Origin of the sequence: Bradyrhizobium australafricanum (assembly GCF_020329495.1) — a bacterium.
GTDB lineage: Bacteria > Pseudomonadota > Alphaproteobacteria > Rhizobiales > Xanthobacteraceae > Bradyrhizobium > Bradyrhizobium australafricanum.
On the sequence record NZ_JAGKJL010000002.1, the window covers coordinates 68,619 to 85,540 of the forward strand.

Annotated in this window: 18 protein-coding genes; 7 read left to right on the forward strand and 11 right to left on the reverse strand. The window is 62.2% G+C overall.

Annotated elements, in window-relative coordinates:
• Positions 1-12: 12 nt before the first annotated feature.
• Complete coding sequence (gene ispH, locus J6525_RS02135; protein ID WP_225641705.1) at positions 13-939, reverse strand: 4-hydroxy-3-methylbut-2-enyl diphosphate reductase; 927 nt, start codon at positions 937-939, stop codon at positions 13-15.
• 449 nt (positions 940-1,388) lie between these two features.
• Here ispH and hpnN point away from each other — a divergent pair, with 449 nt between their 5' ends.
• The gene (gene hpnN, locus J6525_RS02140) at positions 1,389-4,001 is read left to right on the forward strand and encodes a hopanoid transporter HpnN (RefSeq protein ID WP_225641714.1); all 2,613 of its coding nucleotides are present in this window, start codon (positions 1,389-1,391) and stop codon (positions 3,999-4,001) included.
• 86 nt (positions 4,002-4,087) lie between these two features.
• Here hpnN and J6525_RS02145 read toward each other — a convergent pair whose 3' ends face one another.
• Positions 4,088-4,717, reverse strand: coding sequence for a DUF2147 domain-containing protein (locus J6525_RS02145; protein ID WP_057015690.1), 630 nt, complete (start codon positions 4,715-4,717; stop codon positions 4,088-4,090).
• A gap of 102 nt (positions 4,718-4,819) precedes the next feature.
• Here J6525_RS02145 and hpnO point away from each other — a divergent pair, with 102 nt between their 5' ends.
• Complete coding sequence (gene hpnO / locus J6525_RS02150) at positions 4,820-6,211, forward strand: aminobacteriohopanetriol synthase HpnO (protein ID WP_057015689.1); 1,392 nt, start codon at positions 4,820-4,822, stop codon at positions 6,209-6,211.
• A 214-nt stretch (positions 6,212-6,425) separates the two neighbouring features.
• Here the strand turns inward: hpnO and J6525_RS02155 are convergent, their stop codons facing one another.
• The 4 genes from J6525_RS02155 to J6525_RS02170 all read right to left on the reverse strand — a co-directional run bounded on the left by J6525_RS02155 (position 6,426) and on the right by J6525_RS02170 (position 9,134).
• On the reverse strand, positions 6,426-7,196 hold the full coding sequence (locus J6525_RS02155; protein ID WP_225641716.1) for an anti-sigma factor family protein: 771 nt from the start codon (positions 7,194-7,196) through the stop codon (positions 6,426-6,428).
• Positions 7,193-7,750, reverse strand: coding sequence for a sigma-70 family RNA polymerase sigma factor (locus tag J6525_RS02160; protein ID WP_018270594.1), 558 nt, complete (start codon positions 7,748-7,750; stop codon positions 7,193-7,195). Before J6525_RS02160 ends, J6525_RS02155 begins: the two co-directional genes overlap by 4 nt.
• 94 nt (positions 7,751-7,844) lie before the next feature.
• Complete coding sequence (locus J6525_RS02165; RefSeq protein ID WP_225641718.1) at positions 7,845-8,168, reverse strand: cupredoxin domain-containing protein; 324 nt, start codon at positions 8,166-8,168, stop codon at positions 7,845-7,847.
• Positions 8,169-8,180: 12 nt separating this feature from the next.
• Entirely contained in the window at positions 8,181-9,134 is a 954-nt protein-coding gene (locus tag J6525_RS02170) for a metallophosphoesterase family protein (RefSeq protein ID WP_225641720.1), read from the reverse strand.
• Positions 9,135-9,371: 237 nt separating this feature from the next.
• Between J6525_RS02170 and J6525_RS02175 the strand changes: the two genes are divergently transcribed.
• On the forward strand, positions 9,372-9,779 hold the full coding sequence (locus tag J6525_RS02175) for a GFA family protein (RefSeq protein WP_225641722.1): 408 nt from the start codon (positions 9,372-9,374) through the stop codon (positions 9,777-9,779).
• Positions 9,780-9,968: 189 nt separating this feature from the next.
• Here J6525_RS02175 and J6525_RS02180 read toward each other — a convergent pair whose 3' ends face one another.
• Positions 9,969-10,475 carry a Spy/CpxP family protein refolding chaperone gene (locus tag J6525_RS02180; RefSeq protein WP_225641724.1) on the reverse strand — a complete coding sequence of 169 codons (507 nt, stop codon included), beginning with the start codon at positions 10,473-10,475 and terminating at the stop codon, positions 9,969-9,971.
• 265 nt (positions 10,476-10,740) lie between these two features.
• On the opposite strand from J6525_RS02180, the gene cax reads away from it, so the two are divergent.
• On the forward strand, positions 10,741-11,844 hold the full coding sequence (gene cax, locus J6525_RS02185; protein WP_225641727.1) for a calcium/proton exchanger: 1,104 nt from the start codon (positions 10,741-10,743) through the stop codon (positions 11,842-11,844).
• 78 nt (positions 11,845-11,922) lie between these two features.
• On the opposite strand, the gene J6525_RS02190 is transcribed toward cax, so the two are convergent.
• Together J6525_RS02190 and J6525_RS02195 are read right to left on the reverse strand one after the other, a co-directional pair.
• The gene (locus tag J6525_RS02190; protein ID WP_028331701.1) at positions 11,923-12,156 is read right to left on the reverse strand and encodes a hypothetical protein; all 234 of its coding nucleotides are present in this window, start codon (positions 12,154-12,156) and stop codon (positions 11,923-11,925) included.
• A gap of 179 nt (positions 12,157-12,335) precedes the next feature.
• Positions 12,336-12,782 carry a hypothetical protein gene (locus tag J6525_RS02195; protein ID WP_225641729.1) on the reverse strand — a complete coding sequence of 149 codons (447 nt, stop codon included), beginning with the start codon at positions 12,780-12,782 and terminating at the stop codon, positions 12,336-12,338.
• 196 nt (positions 12,783-12,978) lie between these two features.
• Between J6525_RS02195 and J6525_RS02200 the strand changes: the two genes are divergently transcribed.
• Positions 12,979-13,287, forward strand: a complete 309-nt coding sequence (locus J6525_RS02200; RefSeq protein ID WP_225641731.1) for a hypothetical protein — start codon at positions 12,979-12,981, stop codon at positions 13,285-13,287.
• 261 nt (positions 13,288-13,548) lie between these two features.
• Here J6525_RS02200 and J6525_RS02205 read toward each other — a convergent pair whose 3' ends face one another.
• Both J6525_RS02205 and J6525_RS02210 read right to left on the reverse strand, forming a co-directional pair.
• Positions 13,549-14,460, reverse strand: a complete 912-nt coding sequence (locus J6525_RS02205; protein ID WP_225641733.1) for a hypothetical protein — start codon at positions 14,458-14,460, stop codon at positions 13,549-13,551.
• Positions 14,461-14,474: 14 nt separating this feature from the next.
• Positions 14,475-15,524, reverse strand: coding sequence for an AraC family transcriptional regulator (locus tag J6525_RS02210; RefSeq protein WP_225641736.1), 1,050 nt, complete (start codon positions 15,522-15,524; stop codon positions 14,475-14,477).
• A gap of 233 nt (positions 15,525-15,757) precedes the next feature.
• Between J6525_RS02210 and J6525_RS02215 the strand changes: the two genes are divergently transcribed.
• On the forward strand, positions 15,758-16,126 hold the full coding sequence (locus J6525_RS02215) for a helix-turn-helix domain-containing protein (RefSeq protein ID WP_225641738.1): 369 nt from the start codon (positions 15,758-15,760) through the stop codon (positions 16,124-16,126).
• A 123-nt stretch (positions 16,127-16,249) separates the two neighbouring features.
• Positions 16,250-16,918, forward strand: a complete 669-nt coding sequence (locus J6525_RS02220) for a hypothetical protein (RefSeq protein ID WP_225641740.1) — start codon at positions 16,250-16,252, stop codon at positions 16,916-16,918.
• The last annotated feature ends 4 nt before the right edge of the window (positions 16,919-16,922 follow it).

The window sequence follows — 16,922 nt, forward strand, 5'->3', positions numbered from 1 at the left end:
TGTGGGTTCAGATCAGCCCGCAGTCAGTTCGGCTGGCAGCCGGAATTCGATATTCTCTTCTCGGCCCGGAACGACCGAGACCGACACCGGTCCGATCCGCCGCAGAGCCTCGATCACATCGTCGACCAAAACTTCGGGCGCAGAAGCGCCCGCGGTAATGCCGACGGCCTTCGCATCCTTGAGCCAATCCGGATTGAGTTCGCTCCCATCGGCAATGAGATAACTCGCGACGCCGACCTCGGTGCCGATTTCACGAAGCCTGTTCGAGTTGGAACTGTTGGCGGCCCCCACCACCAAAATGACGTCAACCAGTTTGCTGAGGTCCCTTACCGCAGATTGGCGGTTCTGTGTCGCATAGCAGATATCCCTGATATCCGGGCCTTGAATATCTGTAAATTTTGCCTGAAGGGCCGCGATAATGTCCCTGGTATCGTCCACGGACAGGGTGGTCTGGGTGATGTAGGCGGCCGGCGCATCGCTCGGCAGCCTCAGTTCCGCCACATCCTGGACGCTCTGGACCAGCAGGACCGGCCCCGGAACCTGGCCCATGGTTCCCTCGACCTCGGGATGGCTGGCGTGCCCGATCAGGATCAGGGCGCGGCCCTTGGAGATATAGCGCTTGCCCTGGTTGTGGACCTTGGTGACGAGCGGGCAGGTGGCGTTGAGCACCGGCAGGTCGCGGGCTTCCGCCTCCTCCTCGACGCTCCTGGCGACGCCATGGGCACTGAACACGGTCACCGCCTTGGCCGGCACTTCCGAGAGGTCCTCGACGAAGATCGCGCCCTTCTTCTTCAGGCTCTCGACGACGTGCTTGTTATGCACGATCTCGTGGCGGACATAGACCGGCGGCCCATACTTCTCAAGCGCGCGTTCGACGATCTCGATCGCGCGCACAACGCCCGCGCAAAAGCCGCGCGGCTGAGCAAGAAACACTTCCATCGGACGTCCGTTACGCAAATTGCACCAATCTCGTTCAATGCCCTGCGGCCTTTTCGGCAACGCACTCCACAGGTCGGACGTCGCAACGTCAGTTGCAATGTCCGAGCCATCACAGTTCCTGGACGGGATCTGCGCCCCAAGCGCATGGAAATACAGCGATTTGTGGCAAAAAGGTAGCGGTTCGATGGGAGCATGGTCACGGACGAGGGGCTTTAGAGGTAATATGGTGTTGGTTTTGACCCCTGCGACCGTCCGTCTCCCTCACTTGTTCGTCACTTTATCGCCCACTGATGCGGTTTATACCGGCCATTCGTGGCCGTTCCTGTGGTTTGGAACCTCCTCGCCGTCCCGTCGAGGAAGATAACCAAAACAACATTAGATCGGTCCCGGGAACTCCGCTACAGAGCGGGCGTTTTCGGCCATGCTTCCCCGAGATAGAAAGAAACGAAGTGCTGACAAATATTGTCGTCTCCGTTGTTAGAACCTGTACGCGTTTTGCCCTTCCGGTTGTGATTATCTCTGTCCTGTTGTCGATCGGCGCCGGCTTCTACACGGCCCGCAACTTCTCGATCAACACCGACATCAACAAGCTGATCTCGCCGGATCTCGATTGGCGCAAGCGCGACAACCAGTTCGAGGAAGCATTTGATCGCGAGCGGCTGATCCTGGCGGTGGTCGAGGCAGCGACGCCGGAGCTGACCAGCTCGGCCGCGAAGGCGCTCACCGCGAAGCTGCAGGCCGACAAGAAGAACTTCGAAGCGATCACCGCGCTCGGCTCCGGCGAATTCTTCGAGAAGAATGGCCTCTTGTTCCTGCCGACCGAAGAGGTCGGCAAGGTCGCGGGCCAGCTCGAATCGGCTGCACCGTTGATCGAGATCATGGCCGGCGATCCCTCGATACGCGGCCTGACCGGCGCGCTCGAGACCGGCCTTGCCGGCGTCAAGCGCGGGCAGGTCAAGCTCGACAATGCCGCGCCGCCCTTCAACCTGATCTCCGAGACGGTCGAGACCGTCCTCGCCAAGGGCAACGCGACCTTCTCGTGGCGCGAGCTCACCAGCGACAAGCCGCTGACCGATTCGGACAAGCGCGCCTTCATCGAGATCAAGCCGATCATCGACTATTCGGCGCTGGAGCCGGGCAAGGCCGCGACCGATGCGATCCGCCAGGCGGCGGCCGATCTGAAATTCCCGACTGAATATCACGCGCGCGTTCGCCTGACCGGACCGGTGCCGATCGCCAACGAGGAATACGCCACCGTGCAGGACGGCGCGATCACCAACGGCATCGGCACCGTGGTGATCGTGCTGGTCATCCTCTGGATGGCGCTGCATTCCGGCAAGATCATCTTCGCCGTGTTCGTGAACCTGTTCATCGGGCTTGCCATCACCACGGCGGTCGGCCTGATGATGGTCGGCTCGCTGAACCTGCTCTCGATTGCCTTCGCCGTGCTGTTCATCGGCCTCGGGGTCGACTTCGGCATCCAGTTCAGCGTCCGCTACCGCTCCGAGCGCTTCAAGAACGACAATCTGACGCTGGCGCTGGAAAACGCGGCGCGCCGCTCGGCGGTGCCGTTGTCGCTCGCCGCGATGGCGACCGCTGCCGGTTTCCTCTGCTTCCTGCCGACCGACTACAAGGGCATCTCGGAGCTCGGCAAGATCGCCGGCGCCGGCATGCTGGTGGCGTTCGTCACCAGCATCACGGTGCTGCCGGCGCTGCTCGATCTGCTCAATCCGCCCGGCGAGAAGGAGCCGGTCGGCTACGCCTTCCTGGCGCCGCTCGATAACTTCCTGGAGAAGCATCGCGTTCCGATCATCGTCGGCACGCTGCTGGTCACGGTCGCGGGCCTGCCGCTGCTCCATTACATGAAGTTCGACTTCAACCCGATCAATCTGCGCAATTCCAAGGTGGAATCGATCGCGACCTTCCTCGACCTGAGGAAGGATCCGAACACCGGCGCCAATGCCATCAATGTGATGACGCGCTCGGAAGCCGACGCCAAGAAGATCGAGGCCAAGCTCGAGAAGCTGCCGGAAGTGTCGCGCGTGATGTCGCTCGACAGCTTCGTGCCCGACGACCAGCCGGCCAAGCTGAAGCTGATCGCGCAGGCGGCCAAGACGCTCGGCCCCGCGCTCAACCCGGATTCGGTCGATCCGGCGCCGTCGGATCAGGAGAATGTCGAGTCGCTGAAGAGCTCGGTCGACGGCCTGCGCAAGACCGCGGGCGACGGCAAGGGGCCGGGTGCGCTGGCCGCGCGCCGGCTCGCCGACGCGCTGCAGAAGCTCGCCGATGCGAATGAGGCGACCCGCGACAAGGCGCAGGACGTGTTCGTCGCGCCGATGAAGATCGTGTTCGATCAGCTCCGCAACACGCTGCAGGCCCAGACCGTCACGCTGCAGAATCTACCGCCGGAACTCGTCAACAGCTGGAAGACCAAGGACGGCCTGATGCGTGTCGAGGTGGAGCCGAAGGGCGATCCGAACGACAACGACAATCTGCGCCGCTTTGCCGACGCCGTGCTCGCCGCCGAGCCGACCGCGATCGGCGGACCGGTCTCGATCCTGAAGTCGGGCGACGTCATCGTGAAGGCGTTCATCCACGCCGGCATTCTGGCGCTGGTCACGATCAGCCTGCTCCTGTGGCTCACGCTGCGCCGCGTCGTCGACGTGCTGATGACGCTGGTGCCGCTCCTCGTCGCCGGCATCGTCACGCTGGAGATTTGCGTCTTGATCGGGCTGCCGCTCAACTTCGCCAACATCGTCGCACTGCCGCTGCTGCTCGGCGTCGGCGTGGCGTTCAAGATCTACTATGTCACGGCGTGGCGCCAGGGCAGGACGAATCTCCTGCAGTCGAGCCTGACACGCGCGATCTTTTTCAGCGCGCTGACCACGGCGACCGCGTTCGGCAGCCTGTGGCTGTCGAGCCATCCCGGCACCGCCAGCATGGGCAAGCTGCTGGCGCTCTCGCTGGTCACCACGCTCGCGGCGGTGTTGCTGTTCCAGCCGGCGCTGATGGGCAAGCCGCGCGAGGTCAAGGAGGAGGACATCGCCAACGACGTCACCTGACGCGTTGGCGATTCGCTGTCGAACCGGCTTGGCGGCAGGCGCCGCCGAGCCGCGATGTCAGCGGACGGTGTTCCCGCAGGTTTCCGCTAATGCGTCGGTCGCGCGATGTCGGGGAGCAGGCAGATATCGCCCACGGCGTCAGCCTGCGCATTGGCATTGCCCGGGGCCTGCTTTTGCCCCGGCTTGGTGGCCGGCGCCACGGCACCGGTGGTTTTCTGCGGTGCTGTTGACTTGGGCTGGGTGCCCTTCGCTGCCGGGCTGCCGGCGGCGCTCACCGGAATCGGCGGACCGACGCGGGTCCAGGTCTCGCCGCCGCACAGGAAGCCGAGCACGCAGCCCTGGATCTCGAGCTGATCGGTGCCGACGGGCTTGATGGTCGAGCTGTAGAGCTGTCCGTCCTTGGCGTTGTAGACCTGACCTTCCCACGCATCCGCGCCGGCCTTCTTCTTCATGTCGATCAGGATCGGCATGCCGAGCGTCGGCCTGCTCTGCTTCGCAGGATCAGGATTGTTCTTATCCTTGCCGCCTGGGGTTTTTTCCCAGGACACCGCACCCCACATGTTGCCATTACACTGGGCGACGCGGATGGTGGCGACACCGTCAGCGACCTTCCAGTCGCCGGTCGGGTCCGCTGCAAGTGCCGGTGATAATACGGTGGCCAAAAATAAACCTGAAAAGGCTATTGTACGCGCGAAAGTTCTTGGGCAGTGCAACATGGTCCAAACCTGTGCTTAACTGGACGATCCGAGCGGGGGTCAAAACGCCGCTAGCGAGCGTTTTAAGTTGACGAGATGGCCATCAACCGACGTATGTAACGAATGGTAAGTTCCAATTTAGACGTTTCCGAGATTTTTGTGGAGCGCGAGGGGCAGCGCGGTGCCATGCACACGCGTCACCTCAACGAGCAGCTCGTTCGCGTTCTCAAGACCATCGGCTACGACGTCGGCTTCCAGAAGGGGCAAGGCCAATACCTCTTCGATCGTCAGGGGGCTCGTTACCTTGATCTATTGAGCGGATTTGGCGTTTTTGCGATTGGCCGCAATCATCCGGCTCTGCGCCAGGCGCTGAAGAGCGTGCTCGACGCCGATCTGCCCAATCTCGTGCAGCTCGATGTCTCGACGCTCGCCGGCGTGCTCGCGGAACGTCTTCTGGAACATGTTCCATATCTGGACAAGGTGTTTTTCGCCAATTCCGGCGCCGAAACCGTCGAAGCCGCGATCAAGTTCGCGCGTGGCGCGACCGGCCGCCCCGGTATCGTCTATTGCGGGCATTCGTTCCACGGCCTGTCCTACGGCGCGCTGTCGCTGACGGATGATTCGAATTTCCGCGGCGGATTCGAGCCGCTGCTGCCGGGCTGCACTCCGATTCCCTTCAACGATCTCGAAGCGCTGGAGAAGGCGCTGTCGTCGCGCCAGGTCGGCGCCTTCATCGTCGAGCCGATCCAGGGCAAGGGCGTCAACATGCCCACCGACGAGTTCCTGCCCGGCGCGCTGGCGCTGTGCCGCAAATACGGCACGCTGTTCATCGCCGACGAGATCCAGACCGGCATCGGCCGCACCGGAAAATTCCTCGCGATCGAGCATTGGGGCATCGAGCCCGACATGGTGCTGCTGGCGAAGGCGCTGTCCGGCGGTCACGTGCCGATCGGCGCGCTGCTGACGCGCAAGAACATCTTCGACAAGATCTTCAACCAGATGGACCGCGCGGTCGTGCATGGCTCGACCTTTGCCAAGAACGATCTCGCGATGGCCGCCGGCATCGCCACGCTCGACGTCATCAAGGCCGAGAAGCTCGTCGAGAACGCCGCCAAGCGCGGCGCCGAGCTCCGTCTCGCGCTGACGCGCATGGTGCCCGGCTATGAGCTGATGAAGGAAGTGCGCGGCAAGGGCCTGATGATCGGCGTCGAGTTCGGTCCGCCGAAATCGCTGCGGCTCAAGGCGTCATGGAATCTGCTGGAGACCGCCAACAAGGGCCTGTTCTGCCAGCTGATCACGGTGCCGCTGTTCAAGGATCACAAGATCCTGACCCAGGTCGCCGGCCACGGCCTCCACACCATCAAGCTGCTGCCGCCGCTCATGATCACCGAAGAGGACTGCACCTGGATCGAGAAGTCGTTCGACGACGTGATCGCCGGCAGCCACAAGGTGCCCGGCGCGATCTGGTCGCTCGGCAAGACGCTGGTCGACAACGCGGTGCGCAAGTCGGCGTAGGCCTCACGATGTAGCCCGGATGGAGCGAAGCGAAATCCGGGATTCTCACAACCGGCAAGACCGTTCCCGGATTGCGCTTCGCTGCATCCGGGCTACGAAGCAGCCTTATCCGTCATTGCGAGCGCAGCGAAGCAATCCATCGCGCGACAGACGGAGATATGGATTGCTTCGTCGCTGTCGCTCCTCGCAATGACGGTCGGCCAAGGGAAGCAAATCACCCCTCCTTGTTGGCGCGCATCGCGCCCTCGAACTTGTCGCCGAACTCGGAGAGCTCGTCGGCGCCGAGATCGCTGACCGCCCAGTAGTTCAGGCCGCGGTCGCTCCAGCGGCGGATGTTGAAGCCCTGCAGTGTCGAGATCTTCGCCGCCTTGCGTTCGGTGTTCGCGGTCTGCGCCACGAACAGGTTGATGACGTGCTGGCGCCGCTTGTAGACCACGGCGCCGATCTCGCGGGCGTTGACGTAGTCGAGCCGGCCGCCGATCAGCGTGAAGCCCTGCGCGGTGAGATCGATCACCGGCGGCGAGACGTCGAGCTTGCCGTTGAACCAGGGCTTGACCGTGTGCTGGTCCGTCGAGATCACGTCGGTGAGGTGGCCGGCCTGCAGCGAACGCAGATGCGCCGACACCACCTCGTTCTCGATGCGCTGCTCGTCATCGTTGCGCAGCACGATCGCGACAAGGCCGGTCGCTGCCATCGCCGACACCGCGGAGCCCAGCGCGAAGCCGCGCAGCACCGAGCGCCGGGTCGGCGCCGCCTGCGCTTGCGGTTGCGGCAGTGACTTCTCGATCTTGCGGCGCAACTCGAGCGGCGCCTTGTAGCGCAAATCGCTCTCGGCGATCGCCTGGCGGATCTCCCGATACTCCTTCATGAGCGCGGCACAATGCGCGCACCCCTCGACATGGGCTTCCACTTCGCGCGCATGGCCGGCGTCGAGTTCGCCGTCGATCAGCGCGTGGATCAGCACTTCGGCTTCCTCGCAGGTCATTTCGCTTGCTCCTGTTCCGCAAGCCAGGCCGATCGCAGCATGGCGCGGGCGCGCGCGAGGCGGGACATCACGGTGCCGACCGGCACGGCGGCGACATCGGCGATCTCGCGGTATGAAAGATTCTGGATTTCCCTGAGCACGAAGGTCTCGCGGAACGGCTCGGCGAGCGCCGCGACCAGCTTTCGCACGGTCTCGCCGTCGAAGCGGCGCAGCAGCTGCTTTTCCGGGGTCTCCGGGGCTTCATTCCACAGCGGGGTCTGCTCGCCGCCTTCGGGCAACTCCTCGACCGCGGTCGGGGCGGTCTTGCGCCTTGCATATTCGGCACGGCAGACATTGCGCAGGATCGCGAACAGCCACGGCTTCATCGCAGGTCCGCGGTAGCTGTCGAAATGCTTGTAGGCGCGCAGATAGCATTCCTGCACCGCATCCTCGGCGTCGGCGGCGTCGCGCAGCAGATAGCGGGCCAGCGTATAGGCGTCGTCAAGATACGGCAGCGCGGCCTCGCGGAAGCGCCGCGCCTTTTCGGGATCGTCTTGCGACGCGTTGACAACCATCGTGTTCTGCCCGGCATGTCGAGAGACGGCTCGTGCCCGGCCGGGGGCGGAGGGCCACCGGCCGGGCATGGTTGTGATTGTATGGGTTGTCACGTTACCCAACCTTGACACTGCCTGTCATGTGCGGATGCAGCGAGCAGAAATACTTGTACTCGCCGGGCTCCGTGAAGGTGAACGCGAAGGTGCCGTCGGTATCCATGGTCTTGGAGCGGAATTTGCCCGCGCACACCACGGTGTGCGGGATGTCGTCGCGGTTGGTCCAGGTCACTGTCGTGCCGACCTTCACCTCAAGCTGGGGCGGGGTGAACGAGAAGTTGTCGATGTGAACCGCGGTATCTTCGGCGCGGGCCGCCGTGACCGGCAGCAGCATGGTCGCGACCACGGCGATCCCGAAGTCGCGTCGATTGATCGAACTCATCGGTCTTGTCCCTTAGCCTTGCAGCGGCGTGTCGATGATCGCCAGCGGCTGGCTGTTCTGCTTGAAGTTGATGCTGGCGACGCCGAGCATGCTGCGCAGCTTGGCATCCTCCACCTTCATCGGGCCGGGCGAGGGGGCGGAGCCCGGCGCCGGCTGCGGGAAGGCGGTCGAACGCGCGGTATGGAAGGTGACGTTGCCCTCGACCTTCTGCATCACCTGGTGGATGTGGCCGTTGAGCACGGTGACCGAGCCGAAGCCCTTGACATATTCCAGCGCACGGGCGCCGTCCTCGGTGCCCCAGCCCCATTGCGGATAGACCGTCCACAGCGGGATGTGGGCGAACAGCACGACCGGCGTCGACTTCGAGCGGCCCTTGAGGTCGTTCTCCAGCCATTCGAGCTGCTCGTTGCCGAGATTGCCGAGGCCGCCGCCCTTGAGGTCGACGACGTTGACGAGGCCGATGAAATGCACGCCGCCGGCATCGAAGGAATAGTAGCCCGGACCCTTGGTGCCGCGGCCGTAGCGCTCCTTGTAGAGCTTGACCTCCTCGTCGATGAAGTCGTGCTCGCCCGGCACGTAGTGCACGTCGAGCTTTGCCTGCGAGATGATGCGATCGGCGTCATCGAATTCGGACGCCTTCGACAGATGGGTGATGTCGCCGGTGTGGATCATGAACGATGGCTTCACCGGCATCGCCCGGACCTTGTTGATGGCCTCTTCCAGCGTGCCGATGGCGTTCGGGTTGGCCGGCTTGTCGAAGCCGACATGGCTGTCGCTGATCTGCATGAAGGTCATGCCGGGCGCAGCTTCCGCAGCCGCGGCCGAGCCGACGATGCCGAGCGAATGCGGCACGCCGCCGGTGACGGTCCACAGCACGCCGGTGCCGGCCCAGGTCATGCATTCGAGCACCTTGCGTCGGCTGACGCCTTTTTCCTCATCGCGATGGTCGTGATCGTGTCCGCTCATGGCAAGTCTCCCGTGGGCCCAGGGATTGGGTTTCCGGGGAGATGATCGGCGGGGCTGGGGCTTTATTCCCGAGGCCTGGGCGGGGCCGAGGGCAGAGATGACGATTTCGTGAGGCCCGCATGATCGGCGGCGCAGGGGACCGCGCGACAGCTCGACGCACGGGCTAGATGCGCAATTGAAGCGTTGGTGCTTGCAGCGTTATCGACCCGGCAAACCACTGATCGAGCGGAGGAAAACATGGCTGACGTCACCGGCGGCTGTCACTGCGGCGAGATCCGTTACGAGGTGACCGGCGAACCGGTCGTCCATGCTTTGTGTCACTGCACCGATTGCCGGCGCCACGCCGGCGCGCCGATGGTTGGTTGGGTCATGGTTGCCGAGGACATGGTCAAGGTGACCAAGGGGCAGCCCAGGATCTACCGATCGTCGGAGCACGGCCGGCGGCACTTCTGCGCGAACTGCGGCAGCGGACTTTTCTATACCAATGGCAACATGCTGCCCGGGTTCATCGACATCCAGAGCGGTACCTATGACGATCCCGACGTGGTGCCGGCCACGATGCATATCCGGGTCGCGGAGCGGCTGCGCTGGATGGAGGATGCGCATGAGCTGCCGACCTTCGACCGCTTTCCGCCGCCGGAATGACCGGGTTGATGAACGCGGTGCTTTCCGGCGAAGCGACTATGCGCGCCACGACATGGAATCGCCCGCAACATAGATGGACGGTCGCAATACGGCGTTTTCTTTTGGCGGGTGCGGGTGACGCTCGCGTTGGTCGAGCGTCCATTTCACGCACAAACCGGCGCGGGGCTGTTCGCTTGCGTCCGGTTGGCCTTATTCGTCTTCGTCGTCCGGACCACCACGCTGCTCGATCGCGTTTCGCACGCCGCGCATGACGGCGAACGACACGAATGCCATCCTTCGCTTCTGATCATCGCTCAATGTCTTGTAGAGCGGCTCCCATGCATCGGAGAGCTTCTTGAGATCGGTCCCGCGCTGAATCAGTCGGTCGGCTCTGCGTTGCATCATCTCGACCGGATTACTCCCACCAAGGGCCTCCATCGGTCCGTTCTCCTGGAGTTCGGCAATTCGCTCCAACCGAGCCTGCCGGTTTTTCGCTCGCGCACGGATTGCATCCTCGATGGCCGGCCAGTATTTCTCCTGATCGGGTGTCAGCTGCAAGGCGGCCTTGACGATGCCGACACGCATGTCCGTCAGGCTCTTCAGATCGGCTGCACTGGGTTGCGCGGCTCCGACTGTCGTGGATGTCTCTGCTGCGAAGGCGAGAGACGAGGTCGTCACCAAAAATGCAATCGCTGCGACAGCTGCGTTCCTCGTCATTGTAAGCTCCTGAGCTGGTCATCAAGGATGTCTGCGAGAGCGACCACAATCGCGTCAGCCACGGGTTGATCTAGGTCAAACGGGAGCGGTGCGGGAAATATGGACGCGCTTCTGACCGTTCGGGAAATTCCGTGAGGCTCCGGATCGGCTGGTCCGGCTCAAGCCGTGACCGGCGCGACGGTGGCGCCGGATTGAGCTAGATCAAGGTTCAGCGGACCGCGGTGTTCAGAAACTGCCGTCGACCTCGTTTCGACCGGGCGGTACCATGCACCATCTGCTCAAGGAAATTCGACATAATCCGCTGCTCTGGATGCTGGTCTTCGTACCGATTGTGCTGGCGGTCGAGACGGCAGCTCCGTCCGCCCACACCGCCCTGTTTGTGCTCGCCGTCCTGGCCATCGTGCCGTTGGCCGCCCTTCTCAGCCACGCGACGGAGAGCGTCGCAGAGAAAACCGGCGACGCAGTCGGAGGCCTGCTCAACGCAACTTTGGGCAATCTGACCGAGCTGATCATCGCGATCGCTGCGCTGCATGCCGGAGAGTACATGCTGGTCAAGGCATCGATCGCTGGTGCGATCGTCACCAATTCACTCTTCATGCTCGGCGCATCGTTCCTGCTCGGTGGGCTCCGCCATCACGTTCAGGAGTATAATCGGGCCGGCGGGAGGATGTACGCAGCGCTGCTGCTGATGGCCACGATTGCGTTGCTTGCGCCCTCGGCTGTTGCCGACCTCGATCCGGCGCGCGGCGAGGCCATGGCGCTGGCTCTCAGTACGGGCCTCGCTGTGCTGCTGATATGCGCCTATGGGCTCGGCTTGCTGTTCTCGCTCAAGACACACAAGGAGCTGTTCGCAAGCGAGGAGCATGGCGAAACCGGCGGCGCCGGCTGGCCGATCGGACTTGCGTTAGGCACCCTTCTCGTCGTCACGGTGCTGGTTGCACTGGTCAGCGAAATATTCGTCAGCTCGGTGCAGAAAGCGGGCGAGACGCTGGGATTGAGCCCGGCGTTCGTCGGTTTCATCATCGTCGCGCTGGTCGGCGCCGCGGCAGAAATGGCGGTCGCGCTTTCTGCGGCGCGCAAGAACCGTCTCGATATGAGCGTCAGCATCGCGCTCGGCAGCGCGTCTCAAATCGCCTTGTTTGTCGCGCCAGCGCTGGTGCTTCTGAGCTACGTCGTCGGTCCGAAGCCGATGGATTTGCAGTTCTGGCCGGGCGCCGTGACGATGGTCATGATCGCTTCCGTGACGTCCTGCTTCATCACCAACAGCGGACGGTCGGCATGGTTTATCGGCGCCTTGCTCGTGCTCATCTATGTGATTTTCGCCATGACCCTGTACATGGTGCCACCTGGATCGCACGGCCCGGTTTGATCAACGGCGAGCGTTGCCGGCACCAATCCGGACGAGGGCGCGTGTTCTTCGTCGCGTTCACGCGGACCCCTGATGGCTTTAGAGCGGTAGCTCGCTCTGACCGCGCGTCCAGTCGATGATGTCGATCTGGAGCCCCCGTTTCAGAATCTCGGCCTCAAGATTGCTGGCATGCCGCTTCCATTCGGCCGTCGACCGGACCCGGAATTTTGGATCTTCACCGTTTGCCTCGAACTCATCGTCGGCTTCGAGCGCGCCGCGAACAGCCTCGTACATCATCTTAAGGCTCGCGTCGGTGAAGGCGTCGTACTCCATCGAGCCGTCTCCCTGGAAAAGCAAAATTCAAGGGGCCGCCACGATGGCGATCGTGGCGTCCCTTTGCGGTCGATCCATTCAACATGGACATGCCGAATGGTCATGCCGATGCCTGACCGAAGCTCGACAGCGAGCCGGTGCGGTGCAACCGCATGTCCATCCATTGCAGCTCAGCCGGATCAATACTGCGGGCAGACCATTTGCCCGTATTCATTGTAGTAGCAGCCTTGGTTGCCGTAGTAGCCATAGGCGCCATACGCGCCGGCTGCCGCTGCAGCGCCGACGGCAGCAGCACCATAACCCCAGCCCGGCCGATAGTAGCCTCTGCCGTAGCCGGGATAGCCGGCGACCGGGCGGCCAGGGCGCCCTGCAATCGGTCGACCGGGATAGCCCGGACGCCCTGCAATCGGTCGGCCGCCTGGACGGCCGGCAACGCGATATCCTCCACCGTGAACCCTTCCGCCGCCTACATGCATGCCACCGCCACGCATCCCGCCGCCGTGAAAGCCGCCTCCGCCGCCGCGGAAGCCGCCGCCTCCTCCGCGACGGGCATAGGCGTCATCAGGAATCAGGCAGACAGCGACGAGAACCAGAGCCGCCAGAGCGGCGAGGATGCAACGAAGCATGGCGTGTCCTCCCTATGGGACAATATTGCGAACGGCGACACTGCGACAATTTCGCCTCGCGAGATTGACGTAGATCAACGGAATGCAGCAGGGCGCGCGTTCGAAAAGGGTCAGGCAGCTGTCATCAACCCCGGCACAATCTGTGCTTTGCTGCCGAAGCATCTTGCCTGGACTGCGAATGTGAGTTCCATGACATTTGCTTTCGCCTCAGTCAGGCGACAGCCATCGTTTCTTTGCCGAGTTCACCTGGTGTTTTCACGTCCTGCAGAACGCAGCCAAGAGGATCAACGTGCGGAAAGCGGATGTGACGTGCGCGTGCTGTGGCGCAGGTTTCCGGCGGTTGGAGCTGTGGTCCGAACCTGGCGCCAAAGGTGAGTATCACTGTCCCGTTTGCGACTACTTGCTCGAGGCCTTCGATGGCACCAACCTGATCGCCTATCGGCTGACGATCCAGCCGGTGCGCGCGCCGGCCTACTCAGCGAAGCTGTTCGACGATCAGCGATAGCCGGACGATTGGTTGCCGCGAGCGCGCTTCGGTTTTCGAGGTGACGGCTGACGCCATGACTGTTTGGCCGTGTCACTGCACCGATTGGCACCGCATCCCGGCGCGCCGATGGCCGACCCGGTGATGGCCGCAGAGGACACAGTCAAGGGTGACCCGGGGCAGATCTACCTGTCGTCGGAGCACGGAGCACGGCCGTGGGGGATCGCTCGCACCCTCGTCGGATGGTCTCGGTGCTTGCTTGCTCGGGCGCCGGGGCGCCGGCTAGTTCTTGACGGCATACAGAGGCGTTCTGAACGTCAGTTGATAGGCCGGTTTCGGCACCCACATGATTTCGGCTGTGACGCCAAACAGTCGGTTGTCATTATCGTCCACGCGGTCGAGATCGATCCGCACAATCGGTTGTGCAAAGGGCTGAATGGATGCGAGGTTCAGAAGCTGCGCGCCCTCGAAGGATTGCACGCCCACGCGGCCGGTAAATTTCCAATTGTTCGGCCATTGATAATAGCCGCCGACATAGGCAATCGTGTTCGGGTTGATCCTTCCCAGCGCACCGTCGACGTCGGTTCGCGTGTATTGGAAACCGCTGAGGAAGCCTCTGGTCTCGTCGGAATCGAGCGCATAGTCAAATTCGAGAATGTTGTTGAAGGAGGTTGTGCTCAGTGGACCATCGGGAATCGACTTTGTGATAGTCGACTGCAGCGTCACGGTAGGAAAGGTTCCACCATTCTGCTCGTAAAGATCGGCCTGGAAGCCGATGTTCCAGCTTGTGATTTGAAGGGACGAAAAGCCGGAGCTTCCAAAGCTCGTCGTACTGCCGGAGACGCCGGCATAGAGCGAGACGCTTTCGGTGACATCGACTGTTAGCGGAAAATCCATGTTGAGAGATTTCGCGGCTGGCAGGCCGGCCGGAAAGACCGCGCTCCCCGATGCCGCAAGCGTTTGAGTATTTAACAGCGTCGGATGTCCAAAGCCGAACGCGAGCGACCCCGCCGGTACCTGTGCGTAGATCGTTCTGAGGTCGAGGTAGATGTTCGGTACCGAAGCATTGGCAACGCCGTCATCATTTGCGGCAAGGGCCTTGGCAACCGGGACGATAAGGACCGCGCACGACGCCCCCCTCAGGATCAATCTGAAGGCCGAGCGCCCTGCGCTGTTACGTAGCGGCGCGTTCAAGGCGAAAACCTTCCCTACGCGCGATTGTCATTGGACAGGGAGGCGGGCTGATCGATCGCAGCTCGTCCGTTCCTCGACCTCACCCGAAATTCCCGCGGGGTGCAGCCGGAGATCCGGCGGAAGGCACGCGTAAAGTGGGCAGGGTCAGCATAGCCCGATGAGAATGCCACGTCGATGATCTTGATTTCTGTGCTGCCGAGAAGCTTGGCCGCATTGTTGAAGCGAGCCTGCTCGAGCAGACCCGAATATGTCATCCCGGCGAGTGAAAGCCTCCGTTGCAAACTCCTGGTGCTCACTCCCATCATCTCGGCCGCCTGCGTTATTGTGAGGCCTCCTTGGTCAAGGTAGGAGGGCAAGCTCAGCCTCAATGCGCTGACGACGTCCTTGCCGAATGACTGCGGCTCGTGGTCGGACGACGCCGGCCGAAAGTTATTTGAAGGATTTGCAAGACTGAGGAGTTTTACCGGCACCTCGATCCATGAGGCCTTCTGACCTGACAGGAACCGCGTGTTCGGCCAATGCGACCGGACCTCCGGGCTCGGCGTATAGGGCGCTTCAAACGCAATCACCTTTGGAGACCAGTTCGCCCCGGCGAACTGACGGACGATGTGCAGGACGAATATGTTCTGAAGCCACTGGGATATCTCAAGATGGGAAATGCCCTCCGTTCCAATAAGCTTGCTGCAAATCTTCAAATTCTCGCCGCTTGGCTCGAGCCATAGTTGGAGGATCGTATCTTCGCACGGCGCCCACAGACATATTTGCCGCAGGGCAACCAATAGCGTTGGCGCATGGCGCACCCGCGCCCGCATGGCTTCGCTCAAATGTTCGAACGAGAGTCTCTGCGCCGCGCGAAAGGCGATTTCTGACAAGCCTTGCTCTTGCTGGGCGGCTGTCGCGAAGCGAACGGCCGGCAGCAACGGTACGTAATGATCCGCTTTTTCTTCAAAAGACGTCGGAAGTCGAAATTTGGCGAGAAGTGCCGCCGTAGCACCGCCAATCTCGGAATGAAGCTCAGCAAATGGAATCAGAAATTGACAACGGGTCAATGGAACGACGGTCATTATTACCTGCCCAAGACGTTTTACCGCAATCGCAGCTTAGCAGGCCGGACCCCTTCTTGCGTTGTCTTTATCGTGCAGCCAGGCCGACAACCCGTCCGACGAATTTCGCTTTGCGACAGTTTTTTGGCGGCTGATGGCCAGATCGATCCTCGAAGCTGCTCTATCTTGAAGCGTCGTTTCTCTTGCAGGAGCACGGGCTTCACGCCTCAAACCAACCGATGAGAGCTGTCCGATTGCCTTCAGCCCAGGCGGTCCGCGCGGCCATTGTCGCGTCGCTGCGACACGGTGACGCAACCCTGGATAGCACCGCTCAGGCCCTCAAGATCAGCTCGCGCACGTTGCAGCGGCACCTTGGTCGCATGGGCACTAGCCACAGTGAAATGCTCGCGGAAGTGCGCCTGGACATCGCTTGCCGCTTGCTCGTGGGTTCAGGCAAGCGCTTGTCGGACATCGCGAAATTCGTCGGCTACAGCAACGCCAGCAGCTTCAGCCGCACTTTCGTGCGTTTGATGAAAATCCAACCCATCGCCTACAGGCAGCGGCAACTTGCCGACAGGCAGAGCCGGGCGAGCCATCGCAAGAGCGCTGCTGCCGGGCGATGACATTTCCGATCATTGGCGCGAAATGGCAAGACGCGCAATCTGAATTGGCGCGAAATGCGTAGCGAAGCTGATTGCCGAAATAATTGCGGCGCTCCCCCAAGGACGCCAAAGGAGATAACAACCATGACCCTTCGCTCAGCTCTGTTGGTATTCTGCGTCGCCGGATTGATTGTCGCTCCCCATAAGGTGCTTTCCCAATCTGCACCCGAGAACAAACCACACGTACCACTTGAGAAGTCGATAGGTCAGGCAAAGCCGGAGGTCGTGCCATCGCTCTTCGTCCTCAATTCGCGCGGTGCGAGCTTGAAGGACGGGAAGCTTGTGCTGACCGGGGTTTCACCGAATGCGATCGTGTTCGCCGATCGGCCCGTGAGGGCGGCCGGTCACGATCTCACATCGCGAATTGTCGAGGATTGGGGCAATGGCAGTGACAATTTCGCGAAAGATCCTCCAAACGCCACTGTATCCGGGTTCAGGAAAGACGGATCATCGGTAGCCGACGCCGTCGTCGTCCTGAAATCGCCCAAGCTCGACGGCGACAAGCTGACCTTCGATGTCGATCTGCTCGAAGGTGATCTTGCGGGAGCTGATGGACCGGCGTCGATCTTCATCGACATCATCGGTCGTCCATTCACGCCGCTGTCCTTTGCCGGCGTTGCCCGTCGAACCGCCTGGCGAGGGGCTTATTATCGCGGCGCTGCAGTCGCCGGTGCAGCCGCCCTTGGCGCCGCGGCTGCTTATCCCTATTACGCCCCGCGGTGCGGGTTCTATCCGTATCCGCCTTGCTACTGAGCAT

What these genes read in the sequence shown, in the direction of transcription:
- J6525_RS02210 (WP_225641736.1), bottom strand. Translation starts at nt 15,524, where the DNA reads ATGACCGTCGTTCCATTGACCCGTTGTCAATTTCTGATTCCATTTGCT.
- J6525_RS02145 (WP_057015690.1), bottom strand. Translation starts at nt 4,717, where the DNA reads ATGTTGCACTGCCCAAGAACTTTCGCGCGTACAATAGCCTTTTCAGGT.
- J6525_RS02170 (WP_225641720.1), bottom strand. Translation starts at nt 9,134, where the DNA reads ATGAGCGGACACGATCACGACCATCGCGATGAGGAAAAAGGCGTCAGC.
- J6525_RS02175 (WP_225641722.1), top strand. Translation starts at nt 9,372, where the DNA reads ATGGCTGACGTCACCGGCGGCTGTCACTGCGGCGAGATCCGTTACGAG.
- J6525_RS02165 (WP_225641718.1), bottom strand. Translation starts at nt 8,168, where the DNA reads ATGAGTTCGATCAATCGACGCGACTTCGGGATCGCCGTGGTCGCGACC.
- J6525_RS02155 (WP_225641716.1), bottom strand. Translation starts at nt 7,196, where the DNA reads ATGACCTGCGAGGAAGCCGAAGTGCTGATCCACGCGCTGATCGACGGC.
- cax (WP_225641727.1), top strand. Translation starts at nt 10,741, where the DNA reads ATGCACCATCTGCTCAAGGAAATTCGACATAATCCGCTGCTCTGGATG.
- ispH (WP_225641705.1), bottom strand. Translation starts at nt 939, where the DNA reads ATGGAAGTGTTTCTTGCTCAGCCGCGCGGCTTTTGCGCGGGCGTTGTG.
- J6525_RS02190 (WP_028331701.1), bottom strand. Translation starts at nt 12,156, where the DNA reads ATGGAGTACGACGCCTTCACCGACGCGAGCCTTAAGATGATGTACGAG.
- J6525_RS02180 (WP_225641724.1), bottom strand. Translation starts at nt 10,475, where the DNA reads ATGACGAGGAACGCAGCTGTCGCAGCGATTGCATTTTTGGTGACGACC.
- hpnO (WP_057015689.1), top strand. Translation starts at nt 4,820, where the DNA reads ATGGTAAGTTCCAATTTAGACGTTTCCGAGATTTTTGTGGAGCGCGAG.
- J6525_RS02220 (WP_225641740.1), top strand. Translation starts at nt 16,250, where the DNA reads ATGACCCTTCGCTCAGCTCTGTTGGTATTCTGCGTCGCCGGATTGATT.
- J6525_RS02160 (WP_018270594.1), bottom strand. Translation starts at nt 7,750, where the DNA reads ATGGTTGTCAACGCGTCGCAAGACGATCCCGAAAAGGCGCGGCGCTTC.
- J6525_RS02195 (WP_225641729.1), bottom strand. Translation starts at nt 12,782, where the DNA reads ATGCTTCGTTGCATCCTCGCCGCTCTGGCGGCTCTGGTTCTCGTCGCT.